At 55.3% G+C, this 20,862-nt stretch carries 21 protein-coding genes; 13 read left to right on the forward strand and 8 right to left on the reverse strand.

All coding sequences use genetic code 11. The features are described 5' to 3' along the window. Positions 1–339: 339 nt before the first annotated feature. Both hemF and amiA read right to left on the reverse strand, forming a co-directional pair. Positions 340–1,254, reverse strand: coding sequence for an oxygen-dependent coproporphyrinogen oxidase (gene hemF, locus GVJ63_RS14780; protein WP_010671360.1), 915 nt, complete (start codon positions 1,252–1,254; stop codon positions 340–342). A 100-nt stretch (positions 1,255–1,354) separates the two neighbouring features. Next, a complete protein-coding gene (amiA, locus tag GVJ63_RS14785; RefSeq protein ID WP_061703712.1) occupies positions 1,355–2,203 on the reverse strand; it encodes an N-acetylmuramoyl-L-alanine amidase AmiA in 849 nt (282 codons plus the stop codon). Positions 2,204–2,410: 207 nt separating this feature from the next. On the opposite strand from amiA, the gene GVJ63_RS14790 reads away from it, so the two are divergent. The 10 genes from GVJ63_RS14790 to GVJ63_RS14835 all read left to right on the forward strand — a co-directional run bounded on the left by GVJ63_RS14790 (position 2,411) and on the right by GVJ63_RS14835 (position 11,184). Beyond that, the gene (locus GVJ63_RS14790) at positions 2,411–2,836 is read left to right on the forward strand and encodes a GNAT family acetyltransferase (protein ID WP_003848834.1); all 426 of its coding nucleotides are present in this window, start codon (positions 2,411–2,413) and stop codon (positions 2,834–2,836) included. Then, entirely contained in the window at positions 2,826–3,293 is a 468-nt protein-coding gene (locus GVJ63_RS14795; protein WP_010259942.1) for a DUF2919 family protein, read from the forward strand. Before GVJ63_RS14790 ends, GVJ63_RS14795 begins: the two co-directional genes overlap by 11 nt. A 65-nt stretch (positions 3,294–3,358) precedes the next feature. Beyond that, positions 3,359–3,976, forward strand: a complete 618-nt coding sequence (locus GVJ63_RS14800; RefSeq protein WP_022624157.1) for an RpoE-regulated lipoprotein — start codon at positions 3,359–3,361, stop codon at positions 3,974–3,976. Between the two features lie 253 nt (positions 3,977–4,229). Continuing rightward, positions 4,230–5,246, forward strand: a complete 1,017-nt coding sequence (locus GVJ63_RS14805) for a sulfate ABC transporter substrate-binding protein (protein WP_159227064.1) — start codon at positions 4,230–4,232, stop codon at positions 5,244–5,246. Continuing rightward, positions 5,246–6,079 (forward strand): sulfate/thiosulfate ABC transporter permease CysT, encoded by an 834-nt coding sequence (gene cysT / locus GVJ63_RS14810; RefSeq protein WP_010259932.1) that lies wholly within the window; start codon positions 5,246–5,248, stop codon positions 6,077–6,079. Before GVJ63_RS14805 ends, cysT begins: the two co-directional genes overlap by 1 nt. Continuing rightward, positions 6,079–6,954, forward strand: coding sequence for a sulfate/thiosulfate ABC transporter permease CysW (gene cysW / locus GVJ63_RS14815; RefSeq protein WP_010259929.1), 876 nt, complete (start codon positions 6,079–6,081; stop codon positions 6,952–6,954). The genes cysT and cysW overlap by 1 nt, the downstream gene beginning before the upstream one ends. Beyond that, the gene (gene cysA / locus GVJ63_RS14820) at positions 6,944–8,032 is read left to right on the forward strand and encodes a sulfate/thiosulfate ABC transporter ATP-binding protein CysA (protein ID WP_010259925.1); all 1,089 of its coding nucleotides are present in this window, start codon (positions 6,944–6,946) and stop codon (positions 8,030–8,032) included. The genes cysW and cysA overlap by 11 nt, the downstream gene beginning before the upstream one ends. A gap of 81 nt (positions 8,033–8,113) precedes the next feature. Further along, positions 8,114–8,998: a cysteine synthase CysM gene (gene cysM, locus GVJ63_RS14825; protein ID WP_010259921.1), complete on the forward strand. Its 885-nt coding sequence runs from the start codon at positions 8,114–8,116 to the stop codon at positions 8,996–8,998. Between the two features lie 168 nt (positions 8,999–9,166). After that, positions 9,167–9,847 carry a response regulator transcription factor gene (locus GVJ63_RS14830; protein WP_010671364.1) on the forward strand — a complete coding sequence of 227 codons (681 nt, stop codon included), beginning with the start codon at positions 9,167–9,169 and terminating at the stop codon, positions 9,845–9,847. Next, positions 9,844–11,184 carry an ATP-binding protein gene (locus tag GVJ63_RS14835; RefSeq protein WP_064690299.1) on the forward strand — a complete coding sequence of 447 codons (1,341 nt, stop codon included), beginning with the start codon at positions 9,844–9,846 and terminating at the stop codon, positions 11,182–11,184. The genes GVJ63_RS14830 and GVJ63_RS14835 overlap by 4 nt, the downstream gene beginning before the upstream one ends. Before the next feature lie 61 nt (positions 11,185–11,245). On the opposite strand, the gene crr is transcribed toward GVJ63_RS14835, so the two are convergent. From crr to cysZ, 5 genes are all read right to left on the reverse strand, one after another. Further along, positions 11,246–11,746 carry a PTS glucose transporter subunit IIA gene (gene crr / locus GVJ63_RS14840; RefSeq protein WP_010259911.1) on the reverse strand — a complete coding sequence of 167 codons (501 nt, stop codon included), beginning with the start codon at positions 11,744–11,746 and terminating at the stop codon, positions 11,246–11,248. A gap of 42 nt (positions 11,747–11,788) precedes the next feature. Beyond that, entirely contained in the window at positions 11,789–13,516 is a 1,728-nt protein-coding gene (gene ptsI / locus GVJ63_RS14845) for a phosphoenolpyruvate-protein phosphotransferase PtsI (RefSeq protein WP_010259908.1), read from the reverse strand. A gap of 161 nt (positions 13,517–13,677) precedes the next feature. Then, positions 13,678–13,935, reverse strand: a complete 258-nt coding sequence (gene ptsH / locus GVJ63_RS14850) for a phosphocarrier protein Hpr (protein WP_003848868.1) — start codon at positions 13,933–13,935, stop codon at positions 13,678–13,680. A 387-nt stretch (positions 13,936–14,322) separates the two neighbouring features. Next, positions 14,323–15,291: a cysteine synthase A gene (gene cysK / locus GVJ63_RS14855; RefSeq protein WP_010671366.1), complete on the reverse strand. Its 969-nt coding sequence runs from the start codon at positions 15,289–15,291 to the stop codon at positions 14,323–14,325. A gap of 141 nt (positions 15,292–15,432) precedes the next feature. Beyond that, a complete protein-coding gene (gene cysZ / locus GVJ63_RS14860) occupies positions 15,433–16,200 on the reverse strand; it encodes a sulfate transporter CysZ (protein WP_010259893.1) in 768 nt (255 codons plus the stop codon). A gap of 218 nt (positions 16,201–16,418) precedes the next feature. On the opposite strand from cysZ, the gene zipA reads away from it, so the two are divergent. The 3 genes from zipA (at position 16,419) to GVJ63_RS14875 (ending at position 19,732) form a co-directional block, all read left to right on the forward strand. Further along, on the forward strand, positions 16,419–17,417 hold the full coding sequence (gene zipA, locus GVJ63_RS14865; RefSeq protein WP_022624162.1) for a cell division protein ZipA: 999 nt from the start codon (positions 16,419–16,421) through the stop codon (positions 17,415–17,417). Positions 17,418–17,493: 76 nt separating this feature from the next. Beyond that, positions 17,494–19,521 (forward strand): NAD-dependent DNA ligase LigA, encoded by a 2,028-nt coding sequence (gene ligA, locus GVJ63_RS14870; RefSeq protein ID WP_061901217.1) that lies wholly within the window; start codon positions 17,494–17,496, stop codon positions 19,519–19,521. Continuing rightward, positions 19,514–19,732: a DUF3820 family protein gene (locus tag GVJ63_RS14875; RefSeq protein ID WP_003848878.1), complete on the forward strand. Its 219-nt coding sequence runs from the start codon at positions 19,514–19,516 to the stop codon at positions 19,730–19,732. The genes ligA and GVJ63_RS14875 overlap by 8 nt, the downstream gene beginning before the upstream one ends. Positions 19,733–19,759: 27 nt before the next feature. On the opposite strand, the gene GVJ63_RS14880 is transcribed toward GVJ63_RS14875, so the two are convergent. Next, on the reverse strand, positions 19,760–20,773 hold the full coding sequence (locus tag GVJ63_RS14880; RefSeq protein WP_010671370.1) for a bile acid:sodium symporter family protein: 1,014 nt from the start codon (positions 20,771–20,773) through the stop codon (positions 19,760–19,762). Between the last annotated feature and the right edge of the window lie 89 nt (positions 20,774–20,862).

The raw sequence follows: 20,862 nt of genomic DNA on the forward strand, positions 1-20,862 counted from the left end.
ACTCCTTGAAAAGAAAAATGAAAGCGAACAGGGGGCACCTCAGGCCTCGCAGCCGGTCTGTGGCATGTTCTGCTACCGGGAACGCGAACCCATAACATTGCAACAGAGAGTTTCTGATGAACATGCGGTTTCTCTGATTGTTGCGCTGCGAGGCGGTGCGAAGGAGCCGTCATGCGGTGTTAACCGTGGGGTGCGCCATATTCCACCCATAAGCATAGCAGTCAGGAGGAATGACGCAGGCCACACTGTAGCAATCCGTGCCCTGTGAAAGGGGACGTGTCGGGAAGGAGGAGGGAAGCGCAGCGCGGGTTGAGGCCCGCACTGCCGCAGCAGACGTGATCAGACTGGCAGATTCAGCCAGTTCTTCACCGGCAGGAAATCGCGATAGAGGGCGGCTTCAGGTGAGTCGGCATCGGGTTGATAATCATATTCCCAGCGCACCAGCGGGGGCATCGACATCAGGATCGATTCAGTGCGACCGCCGGTCTGCAGACCAAACAGCGTGCCGCGGTCCCACACCAGATTAAACTCCACATAGCGACCACGGCGGTAGAGCTGGAACTGACGCTCACGATCGCCCCACGGGTGATCTTTACGGCGCGCCACAATCGGTCGATAGGCATCCATAAAGCCGCGGCCTACCGCCTGCATAAAGCTGAAGCTCTGCTCAAAGTCGGGCGTGTTGAGATCGTCAAAAAACAGGCCGCCAATGCCGCGCTGCTCATCACGATGCTTCAGATAGAAATAGTCATCACACCACTTTTTATAGCGCGGATAGACATCCTCGCCAAAAGGCTGGCAGAGGTCAGCGGCGGTCTGGTGCCAGTGCAGCGCATCTTCTTCGAAGCCATAAAAAGGGGTCAGGTCAAATCCGCCACCAAACCACCAGACCGGATCGGCACCCGGTTTCTCCGCGATAAAAAAGCGCACGTTGGCGTGGCTGGTGGGCACATAGGGATTGTTCGGGTGGATCACCAGCGACACGCCCATCGCTTCAAAACTGCGACCCGCCAGCTCCGGCCGGTGTGCAGTGGCGGATGCCGGCATCTGATCGCCATGCACGTGCGAAAAGTTGACGCCCGCCTGCTCAAACACCGCGCCGTTGCGCAGAACGCGGCTCTGACCGCCGCCGCCGCCAGGACGCTGCCAGCTATCTTCGGCAAACGCTGCGCCGCCATCTTCAGCCGCCAGCTGGTTACAAATCTCATCCTGCAATGCGAGCAGGAACGCTTTTACGCGGGAAATATCAGCCATTTTTTCGCTTATGGTTTGTCAAAGTCTGACGCGATTATACGCAAAACCGCGCCGCTTGCATGAGTGCGGCGAGTCGCACGGCCTGAACCGGCGACGCGCATCAGGCGTTGCGCCGATCAAACTCATCAAAGTAATTGACGATGCCGCTGGCAATAGCCGAGGCGATTTTCTGGCGAAACGCGGTGGTGCCGAGCAGCTGCTCTTCACGCGGATTAGTAATAAAGGAGGTCTCGACCAGCACCGAGGGGATCGACGGTGACTTGAGTACCGCAAAGGCAGCCTGCTCGGTGTGCTGGCTGTGAAGATGATGAACCGGGCGGATCTGATCCAGTACATGCTTGCCCAGCGTCAGGCTGTTTTTGATGGTGTCTGTCTGCACCAGATCGAACAGGATCTGCTGCAGATAGTGATCCTGCTGCTGCGCTTTCACGCCACCCAGCTTATCCGCATCGTTCTCCCGCTGTGACAGATAACGCGCCATCGAGCTGCTGGCACCGCGATTAGAGAGCGCAAACACCGAGGCACCGCTGGCATCGGGACTGGTAAAACCGTCGGCATGAATCGACATAAAGAGATCGGCGCCGTGCTGGTGGGCGATCTCCACCCGCTGATAGAGCGGAATAAAGTGGTCGCTGTCGCGGGTCAGACGCACTTCTATGCGCGGATGGCTCTGTAGCTGACGCTGCACGTTACCGGCAATCTCCAGCACGATGTGTTTCTCTTCGGAACCCTCTTCGCCAACGGCACCAGAGTCGATGCCGCCGTGACCGGGGTCGATCATCACGATACGTTTCCCGTTCTTAGTGGGCGGGGCAGGGCGCGAGTGACGATTTGCACCAGTAAGCGCAGACTGCTCTTTAGCCTGAACCGCGCGCGGCGATAAAATGGCCAGAGCCAGCCCGGAAAGCAGTAACTGACGGCGATGAATCAAACGTTTAAGCAGGTGCATGTGCGGGTCCGGTAACAGGAATCTTGCCGGTGTTATAGCCTAAGGGACTGCTGCCTGCGATCACAGAACCATTTCAGGGCATTACTTTGTATTGCAGGTCGCGAACAGTAAATTTGCGCTTTTTTATTTGTCGCCCGTCATGGAGGGTTGCGTGCGGCAGAGAATGCGTGATAATCAGCAAATTGTGCTTATTTGCAGGTAAAGAAGATGGAAATCCGCGCCTTCCGCCAGGAAGATTTTGAAGAAGTGATCACCTTATGGGAACGTTGCGATTTGTTACGGCCATGGAACGATCCTGAGCTGGATATCGAACGCAAAATGAATCACGACCCCGATCTCTTTCTGGTCGCTGAAGTGGGCGGCGTGGTCGTGGGCACACTGATGGGCGGCTATGATGGCCATCGCGGCGCGGCTTACTATCTGGCCGTGCATCCCGACTATCAGGGACGCGGCTTTGCGAATGCGCTGATGAATCGTCTGGAGAAGAAGCTTATCGCGCGCGGCTGTCCGAAACTGCATCTGATGATCCGCGAAGAGAATGATCAGGTGGTGGCGTTCTATGAGAAGCTCGATTATGAGCCGGTTGATGCGCTGCTGTTTGGTAAACGTCTGATCGAAGATCGTGAATACTAAGCCGTCACCGGGCTATCTGCCGGACGAGTATGACGCCAGAGGGCAGCTGCGGCTGCCGTTTCTTTTTTGGCTGATCCTGTTACTCCAGGCACGGACCTGGCTGCTGCTGGTGATGGCCGGGGCGTCACGGCAGCAGGGCAACGATCTGCTGGCGCTGTTTTATCCGGATCGTCAGGCGTTCTGGATCGGTCTTGCGCTGGGTTTACCGGCGCTGGCGGGCCTGCTGCTGACCGGGTATCGCACCCGCCTGCCGCGACTCTGGCAGCACTGGCGCAGCGTGCTGGCGCTGTCGCTGCTGGTGAATCTGCTCTGGCAGGGAATGCAGTTTGTGCAGGGCGATCTGCTCACCTCACCGCTGCCATTGCTGCTGACGCTCTTTGACCTGCTGGCGCTGATCTGGCTGCAATCCAGCCGCCGCTGTCGCGACTGCTTTCTGCCCGAACATCATCTTCACTAAACTTTTTGTCGCTTTGCGACTCCAATCAGTTCCGCCTTTCCGGCATCGCATTTACAGGAGTTCTCATGAAAGCTGTTCGTTCCACGCTACTGATCGCCGCGGTTGTACTGAGCGGCTGTGCCAGTTCGGGTTCCGGCGCTGACAGCAGCCAGCAGGCAAGCTGGTGGAATCCGCTGACGTATCACTGGTCTTCGGCGCTGCCGTGGAACTGGTTCGGTTCCTCGCTGACCGCGACTGAACAGGGTGTGGGTGGGTTAACTGCCTCGACCGCCATGAAAGAGGACGCGATTAATGCCGGACTGAACGGTGACTATAGCCTGCGTCAGGGCATGCGCAGCCAGAATGGTCAGGTGGTCTCTTTCTGGCAGGCGCTGGATGATGGCAACGTTAAGCTGGTGATTTACGGGCAGTCGCAGGTCGAACGTATTGAGGTCATGGACAGCGCAATCGCCAGCAGCGATGGCAGCAAAGTGGGTGATCTCTTCAGTAATAAGTTCAGCAAAGCCTTCGACAACTGCACCTTAGCCAGCGGCACCGATGCGCGTGACGTGGCGTGCCGTGCGCCTGGCAGTCAGCATCTGACCTATGTTTATCAGGGTGACTGGCATGGACCAGAGGGATTAATGCCCTCGGACGATACGCTGAAAAGCTGGAAAATCAGCAAGATTGTCTGGCAGCGTTAATCCCTCGTCTTCAGCGCGCCGCCCGTCAGGCGGCCGCTGAGCCTCTCAAAACCTTTGCCGGCGCGCACGGCACGGGATTCCTCCTCCCCATCGGCTTTTGCTGATTTCTGCATAAACAGTGCCGTCGTCTTATGCTTTTTTCGACTTTGAAATCATCAAACGATATATAAAACCGTTACTGGTTTTCACTGAGTTATAAATAAACTGGTGCCTCAGCGGGTGAGATCCGCATCAATCTTTTTCAGGGTGCCAAATGACATTACAAGCGATGAAAAAAATCGTGAGCGGTATCGCGTTGTCGCTAAGCCTGGCCGGCGCAGCCAATGCCACTGAACTTCTTAATAGCTCTTACGATGTGTCGCGGGAGCTGTTTCTCGCCCTGAATGCTCCCTTCGTTAAACAGTGGGATGCCAGCCATCCCGGCGATCCACTGACCATTAAGATGTCGCACGCCGGTTCATCGAAGCAGGCGCTGGCTATCCTGCAGGGACTGCGCGCGGATGTCGTCACGTACAATCAGGTTACGGATGTGCAGGTGCTGCACGATAAAGGCAACCTGATTGCCGCAGACTGGAAAAGCCGTCTGCCGAATAACAGCTCGCCTTTCTACTCCACCATGGCGTTTCTGGTGCGCAAAGGGAATCCAAAACAGATTCACGACTGGTCAGATTTGACCCGCAGTGATGTGAAGCTGATTTTCCCGAATCCGAAAACCTCCGGGAATGGCCGCTATACCTATCTGGCCGCCTGGGGCGCAGCGGAGAAAGCGGACGGGGGCGATCAGGCCAAAACCCGTGCCTTTATGACGCAATTTCTGAAAAACGTTGAAGTATTCGACACTGGCGGTCGCGGTGCGACCACGACCTTTGCTGAGCGTGGTCTGGGCGACGTATTAATTAGCTTTGAGTCCGAAGTGAATAACATCCGCAACCAGTACGGCAAAGATGAGTATGAAGTGGTGGTGCCGAAAACCAACATTCTGGCGGAGTTTCCGGTGGCATGGGTGGATAAAAACGTCGCCACCAATAAAACCGCTGATGCGGCCAGCGCTTATCTGAACTATCTCTATACACCTGAAGCGCAGAATATTATTACTCACTACTACTATCGCGTGAACAATGCACAGCTGATGGCGGAGCAGAAAGATCGCTTCCCGCAGACCAGCCTGTTCCGGGTGGAAGAGGCGTTTGGCGGCTGGGATAAGGTAATGAAGACGCACTTCGTCAGCGGCGGTGAGCTTGATAAGTTGTTAGCGGCGGGGCGCGGATAATGTTTGCAGCCAGCCAGAAACGCGTGTTGCCCGGCTTTGGTCTCAGCCTCGGCACCAGTCTGCTCTTTACCTGTCTGATTCTGCTGCTGCCTATCAGCGCGGTGATCATGCAGCTGTCGCAGATGACGCTGCAACAGTACTGGGATGTGGTGACCAATCCGCAGCTGATTGCCGCCTATAAAGTAACGCTGCTCTCTGCAGGCGTCGCCTCACTGTTTAATGCGGTGTTCGGCATGCTGATGGCATGGATCCTGACCCGTTACCGTTTTCCGGGCCGGACGCTGCTGGATGGCCTGATGGATCTGCCGTTTGCACTGCCTACGGCGGTGGCGGGTCTGACCCTGGCCGGACTCTTTTCGGTCAACGGCTGGTATGGACAGTGGTTCGCTCAGTTCGACATCAAAATTTCCTATACCTGGATTGGTATCGCCATCGCCATGGCCTTTACCAGCATTCCGTTTGTGGTGCGTACCGTACAGCCGGTGCTGGAAGAGTTAGGCCCGGAGTATGAAGAGGCGGCCGAAACGCTGGGTGCCACGCCGTGGCAGAGCTTCCGCCGCGTCGTGTTGCCGGAAGTGGCACCGGCGCTGTTGGCCGGAACGGCGCTCTCCTTTACCCGCAGCCTGGGTGAATTTGGTGCGGTGATCTTTATTGCCGGTAACATCGCCTGGAAAACGGAAGTCACCTCGCTGATGATTTTTGTCCGGCTGCAGGAGTTCGACTATCCGGCGGCCAGCGCCATCGCCTCGGTGATCCTGGCGGCATCGCTGATTCTGTTATTTGCGATTAACACATTACAGAGCCGCTTTGGCCGTCGTCTGGGAGGTCACTAATGGCTGAGGTTTCACAGATTAATCACGCTGCACGTCAGCCAGTGAACTGGGGCAAGTGGCTGCTGATTAGTATCGGCGCGCTGATCTCGATTCTGCTGCTGGTGGTGCCGATGGCCTCCATCTTCTGGGAAGCGCTGAATCAGGGGCTCATTGTCGCTCTCAGCAATCTGGCGGATCCGGACATGCTGCACGCCATCTGGCTGACCGTAATGGTGGCGCTGATCACCGTACCGGTTAACCTGGTGTTCGGCACGCTGCTCGCCTGGCTGGTGACGCGCTTTACCTTTCCGGGGCGTCAGTTGCTGCTGACCCTGTTCGATATTCCTTTTGCCGTGTCGCCGGTCGTGGCCGGTCTGATGTATCTGCTGTTCTGGGGCGTTAATGGCCCGGCAGGCGGCTGGCTGGATGCGCATAACATCCAGATTATGTTTGCCTGGCCTGGCATGGTGCTGGCGACGGTGTTTGTGACCTGTCCGTTTGTGGTGCGCGAACTGGTGCCGGTGATGCTGAGTCAGGGCAGTCACGAAGATGAAGCGGCGGTGCTGCTGGGCGCCTCTGGCTGGCAGATGTTCCGCCGCGTAACGCTGCCGAACATTCGCTGGGCGCTGCTGTATGGCATCGTGCTGACCAACGCCCGTGCGATTGGTGAATTTGGTGCGGTCTCGGTGGTATCGGGATCGATTCGCGGTGAGACCTACACGTTACCGCTTCAGGTTGAATTATTGCATCAGGACTACAACACCGTTGGCGCGTTTACCGCGGCTGCCCTGTTAACCCTGATGGCAATTGTGACGCTGTTTCTGAAAAGCATTGTGCAGTGGCGTTTAGAGCAACAGCACAAACGCCTGCAACAGGAGGGAAATCATGAGCATTGAGATTAACAAGATCAACAAATCCTTTGGTCGCACATCGGTGCTGAACGATATCTCTCTGGATATTGCCTCGGGTGAAATGGTGGCGCTGCTTGGCCCATCAGGCTCGGGTAAAACCACGCTGCTGCGCATCATTGCCGGGCTGGAGCATCAGAACAGCGGTCACATCCGTTTTCATGGCAACGATGTCAGCCGCCTGCATGCGCGCGATCGTCAGGTCGGTTTTGTCTTCCAGCACTACGCACTGTTCCGTCATATGACGGTATTCGACAACATCGCCTTTGGCCTGACCGTGCTGCCACGTCGTGAGCGTCCTTCAACGGCGGAGATCAAACAGCGTGTTACCCGTCTGCTGGAGATGGTGCAGCTGGCTCATCTGGCGAATCGCTTCCCGGCACAGCTGTCGGGCGGCCAGAAACAGCGTGTGGCGCTGGCGCGTGCGTTAGCGGTTGAACCGCAGATTCTGCTGCTGGATGAACCCTTTGGCGCGCTGGATGCTCAGGTGCGTAAAGAGCTGCGCCGCTGGCTGCGTCAGCTGCATGAAGAGCTGAAATTCACCAGCGTGTTTGTCACCCACGACCAGGAAGAGGCGATGGAAGTGGCGGATCGCGTGGTGGTGATGAGCCAGGGCAACATTGAACAGGTCGGCACGCCAGATGATGTGTGGCGCGATCCGGCGACCCGTTTTGTGCTGGAATTCCTGGGTGAAGTGAACCGCTTTGATGGCGAGATTCAGGGATCACAGTTCCACGTCGGCGCGCACCATTGGCCGCTGGGCTATACCTCGGCACATCAGGGTGCGGTTGAGCTGTTCCTGCGTCCGTGGGAAATCGACGTATCACGCCGCAGCAGTCTGGAAACCCCGCTGCCGGTACAGGTACTGGAAGTGAGCCCGCGTGGACACTTCTGGCAGCTGGTCGTCCAGCCTGCCGGCTGGCAAAGCGAGCCGGTTTCGGTGGTGTTTGAAGGTGAGCAGACAGCGCCGATTCGCGGCGAGCGTCTGTTTGTTGGCTTGCAGCAGGCGCGTCTCTATAAGGGCGATACGCCACTGCGCGCAGTTGCCTTTGCACAAAGCGCCTGATATTTTCTCTTCAACACCGGGCGGGAGTGACACTCCCGCCTTTTTTTCGCATCTGGTTTGTAAGATGCCAGGAACCGCACCGTGACGACTCTCGAAAATACCATCGGCAATACCCCGCTGATTAAGTTGCAGCGCCTGACGCCCGCCAACGGCAGCGAGGTCTGGCTCAAGCTGGAAGGCAATAATCCGGCAGGTTCGGTAAAAGATCGCGCGGCCTGGTCGATGATCAATCAGGCAGAGCTGCGTGGTGATATTGCACCTGGCGATCAGCTGATTGAAGCTACCAGCGGCAACACCGGGATTGCGCTGGCGATGATCGCGGCGATGAAAGGCTACCGACTTCGCCTGCTGATGCCCGACAACATGAGTCAGGAGCGGCAGGACGCGATGCGCGCCTATGGCGCAGAGTTAATCCTGGTGCCACGTGAACAGGGCATGGAGGGCGCACGCGATCTGGCCCAGGCGATGGCGGCGCGCGGTGAAGGCCGGGTGCTGGACCAGTTTAATAATCCCGATAATCCGCTGGGTCACTATCAGACCACCGGCCCGGAATTGTGGCAGCAGTCGAACCAGCGCATGACTCATTTTGTCTCCAGCATGGGCACCACCGGCACCATTACCGGCGTAGGACGATATCTGAAAGAGCTCAACACGGGCGTGCAGGTGATCGGTTTGCAGCCCAGCGAAGGCAGCAGTATTCCGGGTATTCGTCGCTGGCCGCTGGCCTATCTGCCGGGGATCTACCGTCCCGATCTGGTGGATGATGTGATGGATATGACGCAAAAGGAAGCGGAAGAGACGATGCGCGCGCTGGCACGCCGTGAAGGCATTTTCTGTGGCGTCAGTTCAGGCGGCGCGGTGGCGGGTGCGCTGCGCATCGCGCAGGCCAATCCTGGCAGCGTGGTGGTGGCGATCGCCTGCGATCGTGGTGACCGTTATCTCTCTACCGGACTCTACCATCAGTAACCTCTGCTGATGCGGAATCAGGCCTGTGCGTGCATTTACTGCCCACAGGCCTTTTTTTAACCACAATTTTCGGTGCCAGACAGACTGAATCTGTAAGGATCGCGTAAATCAGGCTGCGCGAATGTTCAGCACAGGACAAAATAGCGGCAATTCTCCAGAGAGATAACCATGAAAATTTTGCTTGTTGATGATGATGTTGAATTAGGCACGATGTTAAGCCAGTACCTGATCGGGGAAGGGTTTGATGCTCAGCTGGTTCTGACCGGCAGCGCCGGCGTGCAGGGCGCGTTATCGGGAGAGTTCACCGCCATGATCCTGGACATTATGCTGCCCGACATGAGCGGCATTGATGTGTTGCGTCAGGTGCGCCAGAACAGCCGGATACCGGTGATTATGCTGACCGCCAAAGGCGATAATATTGATCGCGTGATCGGTCTGGAGATGGGCGCGGATGACTATATGCCCAAGCCCTGCTATCCCCGAGAGCTGGTGGCACGACTGCGCGCCGTATTGCGCCGTTTCGAAGAGCAGGCGCCACAGCCAGACGCCAGAGAGCCGCTGCGCTGGGGGGAACTGATGCTTAATCCCGCCACCCGCATAAGCGAATGGCAGGGTAAAACCTTTGATCTCACAGCGTCGGAATTTAATCTGCTGGATCTGCTGCTGCGTGCGCCGGACAGAGTGGTGTCAAAAGATGAGCTCTCTGAAAAGGGACTCGGTCGTCCGCGTGAAGCCTATGACCGCAGCGTCGATGTACATATCAGTAACATTCGTCAGAAGCTCAGTGCATTAACCGCTGACAGCATCAACATCGAAACCGTTCGCAGCATCGGTTACCGTATTCGATGAAACAGAGTTACCGTGGACGCATGTTCTGGAAGATCTTTATCGGCTTCTGGATCGTTTTCGTCATTATGAGCCAGCTTATCTGGCTCGGCTTTACGCTCTCCGGTAAACGGCATGAACCGCCTGAACTCGTGGCTATCCGCCGTATTGTGGATCTGCAGATGACCTCCGCAGCGTCAGTGCTGGAGCGGGGCGGGCCTGATGCGCTGAATGCGATGCTCTCGGACTGGGATAACAGCGACCGGCAGTTCTTCCACGTTACCCAACAGACAAAACCGTCACAATCAGAAAACAGCGGCAACCTGGATATCAGAGGGCGTTTTCCTGAAGAGGTGGTGCGCTGGGTTCGCGGCGCGGATGGCAAAGCCTATCAGCTGCGCTACGACCTGGATGGCATGCGTAAAGACAGCACGCTGAACATGATGCCGCGAAAATTTCTGAATATTCCTGAGCCGATGTTTGTCTTCGCCGGTTCGGTGGGATTGCTGTTCAGTCTGCTTCTGGCCTGGAATCTGACGCGACCTATGCGTCAGCTGCGGGAAGGATTTTCCCGCGTGGCTGAGGGCGATTTAAGCGTGCGGCTGTTTCCGATCATGCGTAAGCGCCACGACGAGATCTCAAACGTCGCTGAAGCCTTTGACGCCATGGTCGAGCGGCTCGATACCCTGGTGCGCGCCCGTGAAGAACTGTTGCATGATATCTCACATGAGCTCCGTTCACCGCTGGCCCGACTGCAGCTGGCGACCGGGCTGGCCAGACAGACGCCAGAAAGTGTGAACAGTTCGCTTGATCGCATTGATGAAGAGGCGCGTCGGCTGGACAAGATGATCGGTGAACTGCTGACACTGTCGCGGGCTGAGCATGAAAGCATCCCGGATGAGCAATATTTTGATCTGACCGGCTTGCTGCAGGCGGTTATTACCGATGTCCGTTATGAAGCGCAGATCCCAGGCGTGCAGGTAGAGTTGCAGGTCGACGATCGCGCTGATTACACCGTGCGAGGTAATGCAGAGCTGATACGGCGCGGAGCAGAGAATGTATTACGCAATGCGCTGCGCTTCTCTCTGCCAGGGCAGCGGATTGATGTTCATCTGCGCGCAGAACAGCAGTGGCTGGTGATTCAGGTGCGCGATCAGGGGCCGGGTGTCGATGAGGATAAACTCTCCAGCATCTTTGACCCGTTTGTGCGGGTGAATTCGCCGCTGATGGGCAAAGGTTATGGTCTGGGACTGGCTATCGTGCGCAAGGTGGTGCTGGCGCATCATGGTGAGGTTGAGGCAAGAAACCGGCCAGAAGGCGGACTGGAACTGACGCTGCGTCTGCCGCACTGGCAGCCCTGAACAGGCATACAGCAGAAACGATAACGGCACCCGCGGGTGCCGTTATGTTATGAACGAATGCTTACTTTCTGATGCGAATCACCGGCGTTTCGCCGACGGTGACCTGGCCAGTCAGCTTAATCAATTCCTTGATTTCATCCATGTTGGAGATGACAACCGGTGTCAGGGTTGATTTCGCTTTCTCTTCCAGCAACGGCAGGTCAAACTCGATAACCACGTCGCCTTTTTTGACCTTCTGGCCTTCTTCAGCGATGCGTTTGAAGCCTTCACCTTTCAGTTCAACCGTATCGATACCGAAGTGGACGAACAGCTCAATGCCATTGTCTGATTCGATCGAAAAAGCGTGATTGGTTTCAAAAATCTTACCGATAGTGCCATCAACAGGAGCAACCATTTTGTTGCCGCTGGGCTTGATCGCAATACCGTCGCCCACGATTTTTTCTGCAAACACCACATCTGGTACGTCTTCAATGTTCACGATTTCGCCTGACAGAGGCGCTACGATGTCAATTGTCCCAGCGCTATCCGTTTTTTCGCCAAAAAGTTTAGAAAACAAACCCATGATCTTCTCCTAAGCAGTAATTTGGGGCCAGCATCATGCGGATTAGCAGAGCGTTTTTTCCTTAATGAACTTGTTTACCAGGTTCATTAAATCTTCCGCTGTCGGTTGAGCCAGTGCCTGCTCCGCCAATGCCTTCGCATCTTCAAAATTAGTATTACGAATGATTTTCTTGATGCCAGGGATAGAAATGGCACTCATGCTGAACTCGTCCAGCCCCATTCCCAGTAACAGTAGTGTAGCACGTTCATCACCTGCCAGCTCACCACACATGCCGGTCCATTTACCTTCAGCGTGAGATGCATCAATGACTTGCTTGATTAAGTTAAGCACAGACGGCGCCATTGGGTTGTACAGGTGCGAGATCAAATCATTACCACGATCGACCGCCAGAGTATACTGCGTCAGATCGTTTGTCCCAATACTGAAGAAGTCGACTTCCTTCGCCAGATGATGAGCAATCACGGCTGAAGCCGGGGTTTCCACCATGATGCCGACTTCGATGCTCTCATCAAAGGCTTTACCTTCTTCACGCAACTGCGCTTTCAGCAGTTCCAGCTCCGCTTTCAGGCTGCGTACTTCTTCAACCGAAATAATCATCGGGAACATGATGCGCAGTTTACCGAAAGAGGAGGCGCGCAGAATGGCACGCAGCTGCGCATGCAGAATCTCTTTGCGGTCCATGGCGATACGGATAGCGCGCCAGCCGAGGAACGGGTTCTCTTCTTTTGGCAGGTTCATGTAAGGCAGATCTTTGTCGCCGCCGATGTCCATGGTACGCACGATAACGGCCTGTGAACCCATGGCTTCAGCGACGGCTTTGTACGCCTGGAACTGCTCTTCTTCGCTTGGCAGTGAGTCACGATCCATAAACAGGAATTCGGTGCGGTAGAGACCCACGCCTTCAGCGCCGTTACGTTCAGCACCGGCGATATCGCGCACAGTACCGATGTTGGCGCAGACTTCAACCTGATGACCATCCAGCGTAACGGCTGGCAGATCTTTCAGCTTAGCTAATTCATGTTTTTCCGACAGATACTGGTTCTGTACGGCTTTCAGCTCTTCCTGAATCGCTTCTGAAGGATTGACGTGAATCGCATTGTTAACGCCATCCAGAATCAGGAAATCGCCATTTTTAACCGTGACGGTCACATTGCCGGTACCGACAATGGCTGGGATCTCCAGCGAGCGCGCCATGATTGAGGTATGTGAGGTACGGCCACCCAGATCGGTGATAAAGCCCAGCACCTTCTTCAGGTTCAGCTGTGCGGTTTCTGACGGCGTTAAATCTTTTGCCACCAGAATGGATTCGTCCGGAATAGCGCTCAGGTCAACGATATGCAGACCGAGGATGTTTTGCAGCAGACGCTTACCGATGTCACGTACGTCAGCCGCACGCTCTTTCAGATATTCGTCATCTAACTCCTCCAGTGCTTTCGCCTGGCCATCGATGACCGAGTAAGCAGCAGCATCGGCAGAAGCGTGATCTTTTTTGATCAGGTCGATGATTTCCTGCTCCAGCTCTTCATCTTCCAGCAACATAATGTGGCCTTCGAAGATTGCTGCTTTCTCTTCACCGAGGGTTTCACCCGCTTTGACGCGAATCGCTTCCAGTTGTAATGCCGCTTTGCTGCGGCCATCGAGGAAGCGCTGAACTTCCTGCTCAACCTGGTCATCAGAAATTTTCTTGCGGTTGATGACGATCTCGTCTTCTTTCAGCAGCAGTGCTTTGCCGAAAGCGATACCTGGTGATGCTAAAATGCCTGAAATCATAACGCTACCTTTTAATCACGATGGCTGATGGGACTCTGTGCGGTGCCATTGTCGCGGGACACGTACTCTACGAAAGCAATAACGCGGACAGGTTGTCCGCGATCAAGATGTTTGCACTCAATGGCGCAGAGGAGTCGATTTGCTGGAGAGCTGAGCGGAGATTACTCCAGTTCAGCCATCAGTTTGACCAGATGCTCAACTGCTTTCTGCTCGTCTTCACCTTCCGCGGAAAGGGTCACAACCGTTCCCTGGGTTAAACCCAGTGTCTGCAGCTTGAACAGGCTCTTCGCGCTCGCTGATTTACCGTTAGAGGTCACGGTAATTTCTGACTGGAAAGCTTTGGCTTCTTTAACGAATTGCGCAGCTGGGCGAGTGTGCAGACCGTTTGGTGCAGTAATGGTAACTTCTTGCTGGAACATTCTATTTCCCCAACGTTATCAGGATGAGTGTTATGGATCTAAAGTCTAGCCTGGAGCCTTTACTTTAGCCTGTGTAGGTGCGCGGGTATAGCTTCATGCTGACCAAAGACGCGCATGCGTCAAATCTACAGTCCGTTGCGTCTCAAAACCGATTCTACACGTCACCGGTTAATTATGCCGTGATTCGCCGTTTCACTGAATCCGTAAATCGATTCAGCTTGATCCACTTCAAACGCGGATTAATTTCAGGCATCGAAATAATTGGCAGTCTAAATACCAGAGCGGCGTCACTGAAATCAATCTGCCGGGTGATGAAAGTGAGATCTGCACCACAAAAAAGCACCCGATTGGGTGCTTTTTTCTCCATTTTCGGACTATCGGCCTCTGCTACTGAAGCTCTTTTTCAGTGAAGAGATCGGCAAACAAGGCGGTACTCAGATAGCGTTCACCGGAGGAGGGGAGGATCACCACAATATTTTTGTTGGCGAAGGCTTCATCTTCCTGCAGCTTCAGCGCCGCGGCAACGGCAGCACCGGATGAGATACCTGCCAGAATACCTTCCTCTTCCATCAGCCGACGCGCCGTACTGATCGCCTCTTCATTGGTGATGGCCACGACGCGGTCCACCAGATTCAGCTCAAGGTTGCCCGGGATAAAGCCTGCGCCGATACCCTGAATTTTGTGTGGGCCGGGCTTGATCTCATCGCCCGCCAGCGCCTGAGCAATCACCGGGGAATCGGTCGGCTCAACCGCGACGGTAATCAGATCTTTTTTGCCTTTGGTGTTTTTGATGTAGCGGCTGACGCCGGTCAGCGTACCGCCAGTGCCGACACCGGCAATAAAGACATCCACTTCGCCGTCCGTGTCTTCCCAGATTTCCGGGCCGGTGGTCTTTTCATGGATTTCCGGGTTGGCCGGGTTGCTGAACTGCTGCAGCAGCACATATTTATCCGGATTGCTGGCAACAACCTCTTCAGCTTTGCTGATGGCACCTTTCATGCCTTTGGTGCCTTCGGTCAGTATCAGCGTCGCGCCCAGCGCCTTCAGCAACTTACGGCGCTCCACTGACATGGTTTCTGGCATCGTCAGCGTTAATTTATAACCGCGCGCTGCGGCGACATAGGCCAGAGCAATACCGGTGTTGCCGCTGGTCGGTTCAACCAGTTCAACACCCGGTTTCAGAATACCGCGTTTTTCTGCGTCCCAAATCATATTGGCACCGATACGGCATTTTACGCTGAAGCTCGGGTTACGGGATTCAACTTTCGCAAGGATGCGGCCGTTACCGATGCGGTTCAGTCGAACCAATGGCGTATGACCAATTGTCAAAGAGTTGTCTTCATAGATCTTACTCATAGCCTGTCCTTAACTGTATGAATTATTGGGAACCCTATGAGCATACCTTTTCTGCCTGGTGGCGGAAGGAAAGAAATCGTATATCTATATGTCGCCCGGCAATAAGCCCTGCTAAAAAGAGCATAAGGCGCGCTGATGAATTTAACGCAACTCATCACGTGCCAGCGTTGACCGGTAGCGATCGACCCACATGGCGGTGGCACCGCAGACGGCAACCGGCATGATTACCAGGTTCAGAACCGGGATCATGGTGAACAGACTGATTAGCGCGCCAAACTGCATATTGGCCGTTTTGTGCTGACGCAGGGCGTTGCGCATCTGCTGAAACGGCACTTTATGGTTATCAAACGGATAGTCGCAATACTGGATGGACAACATCCAGGCGCTGAACAGGAACCACAGCACCGGCGCAACGGTCTGGCCAAAGCCAGGAATAAAGTAGAGCAGCAGCAGTCCCAGCGCGCGGGGCAGGTAATAACCCAGTTTTTGCAGCTCGCGCTTCATGATGCGCGGCACATCCTTAATCATCCCAGCCCAGCCGCTGTCCGGCAGGGGCTTGCCTGTCAGGCGGCCTTCCAGCTGCTCGGCCAGCAGGCCGCAAAACGGAGCGGCAATTAAGTTTGCCAGGGTCGAAAAGAAGTAGCTAAACACCAGCACAATCGCAATCACTGACAGCGGCCATAACAGATAGCTCAGCCACTGCAGCCAGTCCGGAATATGGGCCATCAGCCGCGGGATCCAGTCACCGAGACGATAGAAAAGCCAGATGAAAGCGCCACCCAGCATCACGATATTGATCAGCAACGGCATCACCACAAAGCGGCGAATGCCAGGCAGACGTACCAGTTTCCAGCCCTGGCTAAAGTAGTGCATGCCGTTAAAATTTGAGACGGAATTCTCAAGGGCCATAAAGCCAGTTCTCCTGAAGATGTTAAGGCGCGCCCACTATAACCTGGCTTTTTCTCCAGGCCAGGTGCCGTTTGGGTAAAAAAACAGCGAAAAAGCGTGGGTTGCCTATCTTATTTGTCAGAAAATAGTGCACAGACTTGCACTTGTGTAGCAGGGCAAATACAGTTAGAGGATAAAGTTTGCCGCGGTGGCAAGGTATTGGAACAACAGAGAATACAATGATGCAGGATTTGCGTCTGATATTAATCGTTGTTGGCGCGATCGCCATTATAGCGCTCCTTCTTCACGGGCTGTGGACCAGCCGTAAAGAGCGTTCGTCAGTGTTCCGCGATCGCCCGCACAAACGTCTAAAACAACGTGATGAAAATGATGAGCAGGACCTGATTGACGACGAGGATGATGGCGTCGGCGAGGTTCGCGTTCGTTCTGATCGCAACGTACATCAGGAACCGCGTTTCGATGAGATTCGCGAGCCACAGCCAGAAGCGCCGCGTAAGCCTGCGCCCGCTGAGCCTGTGCGTCAGCCTGCGCCACGACCCGCACCGCAACCCGAACCTGAAAGCGACCCGCTTTTTAACACGGCACCGCAGCCTGCTCCGCAGTCGCGCCCTGAACCGGTTCGTCAGCAGCCCGCACCCACTTTTGTCGCGCCACCCGTTCAGGCCGACCCACTGCTGGATCTCGACCCGCTGGAATCTGTACAGCCAGCACCGCAGTACCAGGCAGAACCTGAGCCGCAGCCTGAAGTGACACCGGCGCCCGCGCCAGCACAGCCTGCTGCTAAAGCGCCAGCGGAAAAACCGAAAGAAGCGGTACTGGTGCTGCATGTTGCCGCACACTCGGGCGGTGAACTGAACGGTGAGGCCCTACTGCAGGGTATTCTCCAGGCGGGCTTCCAGTTTGGTGAAATGAACATTTTCCATCGTCATCTCAGTCCGGCTGGCAGCGGCCCTGTATTGTTCAGTCTGGCCAATATGGTTAAGCCGGGCTCATTCAATCCTGACCTGATGACCGATTTCAGCACGCCTGGCATCTCTATCTTTATGATGGTGCCTTCTTATGGCGATGCGAATCAGAACTTCAAGCTGATGCTGCAGTCGGCTCAGCGTATCGCTGATGATGTAGGTGGCGTGGTGCTGGATGATGAGCGTCGCATGATGACGCCACAGAAGCTGGAAACTTACAAAGCGCGTATCCGCGATGTGGTTGGCGTCTGAGACCTGCGCTAAACGCTATCTGAATTGTTAAAAACAAACCCCCGCCTGTCGGGGGTTTTTTATCTGATGGGGCTTTATGAAATCCGTCCAGGATCACATCACCGAACTGCGCACCACGTTGCGCCATCATGAATATCTCTATCACGTTATGGATGCTCCGGAAGTGCCGGATGCTGAATACGATCGTCTGATGCGTGAACTGCGTCAGATGGAGGAGGAGCACCCGGATCTCATTACGCCAGACTCGCCGACACAACGCGTGGGTGCCGCGCCGCTGACGGTCTTCGAGCAGGTGCGCCATGAAGTCCCGATGCTGTCGCTGGATAACGCCTTTGATGAAGCCACGTTTATGGCTTTCAACAAGCGGGTGCAGGATCGCCTGAAAAGCAGTGACGACATAACCTACTGCTGTGAACTCAAGCTCGATGGCGCTGCGGTCAGCCTGATGTATGAAAATGGTCTGCTGGTCCAGGCCGCAACGCGCGGTGACGGCACAACCGGCGAGAACATTACCGCCAATGTCCGCACCATTCGCGCTATCCCGCTGCGGCTTAAAGGCGACAACATTCCGGCACGGCTGGAAGTGCGTGGCGAAATATTTATGACGCAGCGCGGCTTTGAAAAGCTGAATGAGGAAGCACGCCGGACTGATGGCAAAGTCTTTGCTAATCCGCGCAATGCAGCAGCCGGTTCTCTGCGTCAGCTGGATCCGCGCATTACCGCCAAACGTCCGCTGACCTTCTTCTGCTACGGTTTTGGCCTGCTGGAAGGCGGTGAGATGCCGCACAGTCACATGGGGCGTCTGCAACAGTTTAAAGCCTGGGGCCTGCCGGTCAGCGACCGCATTAAGCTGGTGCACAACGCAGAAGAAGCCCTGGCCTTCTATCGTGATATTGAGCAACAGCGTCCGAATCTGGGTTTTGATATTGATGGCGTGGTGATCAAAGTCGATTCACAGGAACTGCAGGAAAAACTGGGCTTTGTGGCGCGCGCGCCGCGCTGGGCGATTGCCTTTAAATTCCCGGCACAGGAACAACTGACCTGGGTGCGGGACGTCGAATTTCAGGTTGGCCGCACCGGGGCTATCACACCGGTGGCTCGCCTTGAGCCGGTGCAGGTCGCGGGCGTTATCGTCAGCAATGCCACGCTGCATAACGCGGATGAAATCGAGCGGCTGGGATTACGCATCGGCGATCGGGTGGTCATTCGCCGCGCCGGTGATGTGATCCCGCAGGTGGTCAACGTGGTGATGGCCGAGCGCCCTGAACAGACGCGTGAAGTCCTGTTCCCGGCACACTGTCCGGTTTGTGGTTCCGAGGTTGAACGGGTCGAAGGGGAATCGGTCACGCGCTGCACGGGCGGTTTAATCTGCGGTGCTCAGCGCAAAGAGGCGCTGAAGCATTTTGTCTCGCGCCGGGCACTGGATGTTGATGGCATGGGCGATAAGATTATCGACCAGCTGGTGGAGAAAGAGTACGTCAACACGCCAGCGGATCTGTTCCGTCTCACGGCGGGCAAACTGACCGGACTGGATCGCATGGGGCCGAAATCGGCGCAAAACGTTGTCGACGCGCTGGAGAAAGCGAAATCGACTACGCTGGCGCGTTTCCTCTATGCACTGGGCATTCGTGAAGTGGGTGAAGCCACCGCTGCCAATCTGGCTAACCATTTTGGTGAGTTGCAGAAGGTCATGGATGCCGATCTTGAGGCGCTGATTGCGGTGCCGGATGTCGGCAAAGTCGTTGCGGCACACGTGCGCAACTTCATGGAAGAGGAAAGCAACCGTGAGGTTATCCGCCAGCTGGTCGAGGATATCGGTATTCACTGGCCGCAGGTGGTGGTGGTGAGAGCCGAAGAGATCGACAGTCCGTTCGCGGGTAAAACGGTGGTGCTGACTGGCTCACTGTCGCAGATGAACCGCGATGATGCCAAAGCGCAGCTGATCGCGCTGGGCGCAAAAGTCAGCGGCAGTGTCTCAAAGAAAACTGATTTGCTGATTGCCGGTGAAGCGGCTGGTTCAAAGCTGGCGAAAGCAGCGGAGCTTGGCATTGAAGTGATTGATGAAGCGGAAATGATCCGCCTGCTGGGAGCCTCAGATGGATGAACATCAGCTGGTGGCGATAGCCAATACGCCTATGCCGTTTGGCAAATATAAGGGGCGGATGCTGATCGATCTGCCTGAGCCTTATCTGCTGTGGTTTGCCCGCAGTGGGGACTTTCCGTCTGGTCTGCTGGGTGATCTCATGCAACTCACCCTGACAATAAAAATTGAGGGTCTGGAAGGGTTAGTTAAACCGCTTCAGACCCGTAAGTAACGCTGCCCGCACTGGCGGGCAGCCGATCTATTTCTGAGACTCCATTACCGAATCCTTGACCTGCACAGCCTGCTGCTGCTTCTCATTGGTCTTCTTATAACGTCCGGCAATAAATGAGCAGACCATCAGCTGTACCTGATGGAAAATCATCAGCGGCAGCACAATAATCCCCACGGTACTGGCCGGGAACAGGATATTCGCCATCGGCACGCCATTCGCCAGACTCTTCTTCGAACCACAAAACAGCACCACAATCTCATCGGCGCGTTTAAAGCGGAACAGACGCGAGGCCAGCAGGTTGATAATCAGCACGGCGGTCAGCAGAATGATTGAGCCTGCCACAATCCACAGCAGCGTAATCAACCCAACGCGATGCCAGATGCCATTAACCACCGCTTCACTGAAGGCGGAGTAGACCACCAGCAGAATCGAGGTCTGGTCGGTTTTGCCAATCAGGCTGCGGTGCTTCTCAACCCAGCCACCGATCCAGCGCCGTGAGAGGTGTCCCAGTACGAAAGGCACCATCAGTTGCAGCATAATCTTCCCGATCTGCTCCAGTCCATCGCTGGGCGCGCTGCTGTGAATATCCATCACCAGGTTCACCAGCAACGGCGAAATAAACACACCCAGCAGGCTTGATGCAGAGGCGCTGCATACCGCTGCCGCAACGTTACCGCCCGCCATGGAGGTAAACGCGATAGCGGATTGCACGGTCGCAGGCAGGATACAGAGGTAGATAAAGCCGGTATAAATTTCCGGGCCGACATTAACCGGATGCCACCAGACCAGCAACAGACCCAGCACCGGAAACAGCACAAAGGTGCTGAACATAATCCACAGATGCAACCGCCAGTGACTGCTGCCTGAGATGATCTTTTCACGCGACAGCTTGGCACCATGCATAAAGAACAGCAGTGCTATCGCTGCTGTCGCGAGATAACTGAATATATCGACGTAGATCCCTCTGGCTGGCAGAAAAGAGGCCAGCAGCACGGTGATGATGAGTTTAACCATCATCGGATCAAGTTTTAAAAATCCCATTGTTAAATTCCGGTAAATTTTTCAATAGCGCGATTGTGCGTGAAAGCTGTTTAGAAATAAAATTGATTTATTGAATTAATCTATGAGCG

This window comes from Pantoea sp. 18059 (assembly GCF_902706165.1).
GTDB lineage: Bacteria > Pseudomonadota > Gammaproteobacteria > Enterobacterales > Enterobacteriaceae > Pantoea > Pantoea agglomerans.

Excerpts from the sequence above, each read along its gene's own strand:
- hemF (WP_010671360.1), bottom strand. The coding sequence starts at position 1,254 with ATGGCTGATATTTCCCGCGTAAAAGCGTTCCTGCTCGCATTGCAGGAT.
- amiA (WP_061703712.1), bottom strand. The coding sequence starts at position 2,203 with ATGCACCTGCTTAAACGTTTGATTCATCGCCGTCAGTTACTGCTTTCC.
- GVJ63_RS14790 (WP_003848834.1), top strand. The coding sequence starts at position 2,411 with ATGGAAATCCGCGCCTTCCGCCAGGAAGATTTTGAAGAAGTGATCACC.
- GVJ63_RS14800 (WP_022624157.1), top strand. The coding sequence starts at position 3,359 with ATGAAAGCTGTTCGTTCCACGCTACTGATCGCCGCGGTTGTACTGAGC.
- GVJ63_RS14805 (WP_159227064.1), top strand. The coding sequence starts at position 4,230 with ATGACATTACAAGCGATGAAAAAAATCGTGAGCGGTATCGCGTTGTCG.
- cysT (WP_010259932.1), top strand. The coding sequence starts at position 5,246 with ATGTTTGCAGCCAGCCAGAAACGCGTGTTGCCCGGCTTTGGTCTCAGC.
- cysW (WP_010259929.1), top strand. The coding sequence starts at position 6,079 with ATGGCTGAGGTTTCACAGATTAATCACGCTGCACGTCAGCCAGTGAAC.
- cysA (WP_010259925.1), top strand. The coding sequence starts at position 6,944 with ATGAGCATTGAGATTAACAAGATCAACAAATCCTTTGGTCGCACATCG.
- GVJ63_RS14830 (WP_010671364.1), top strand. The coding sequence starts at position 9,167 with ATGAAAATTTTGCTTGTTGATGATGATGTTGAATTAGGCACGATGTTA.
- GVJ63_RS14835 (WP_064690299.1), top strand. The coding sequence starts at position 9,844 with ATGAAACAGAGTTACCGTGGACGCATGTTCTGGAAGATCTTTATCGGC.
- crr (WP_010259911.1), bottom strand. The coding sequence starts at position 11,746 with ATGGGTTTGTTTTCTAAACTTTTTGGCGAAAAAACGGATAGCGCTGGG.
- ptsI (WP_010259908.1), bottom strand. The coding sequence starts at position 13,516 with ATGATTTCAGGCATTTTAGCATCACCAGGTATCGCTTTCGGCAAAGCA.
- ptsH (WP_003848868.1), bottom strand. The coding sequence starts at position 13,935 with ATGTTCCAGCAAGAAGTTACCATTACTGCACCAAACGGTCTGCACACT.
- cysK (WP_010671366.1), bottom strand. The coding sequence starts at position 15,291 with ATGAGTAAGATCTATGAAGACAACTCTTTGACAATTGGTCATACGCCA.
- cysZ (WP_010259893.1), bottom strand. The coding sequence starts at position 16,200 with ATGGCCCTTGAGAATTCCGTCTCAAATTTTAACGGCATGCACTACTTT.
- zipA (WP_022624162.1), top strand. The coding sequence starts at position 16,419 with ATGATGCAGGATTTGCGTCTGATATTAATCGTTGTTGGCGCGATCGCC.
- ligA (WP_061901217.1), top strand. The coding sequence starts at position 17,494 with ATGAAATCCGTCCAGGATCACATCACCGAACTGCGCACCACGTTGCGC.
- GVJ63_RS14875 (WP_003848878.1), top strand. The coding sequence starts at position 19,514 with ATGGATGAACATCAGCTGGTGGCGATAGCCAATACGCCTATGCCGTTT.
- GVJ63_RS14880 (WP_010671370.1), bottom strand. The coding sequence starts at position 20,773 with ATGGGATTTTTAAAACTTGATCCGATGATGGTTAAACTCATCATCACC.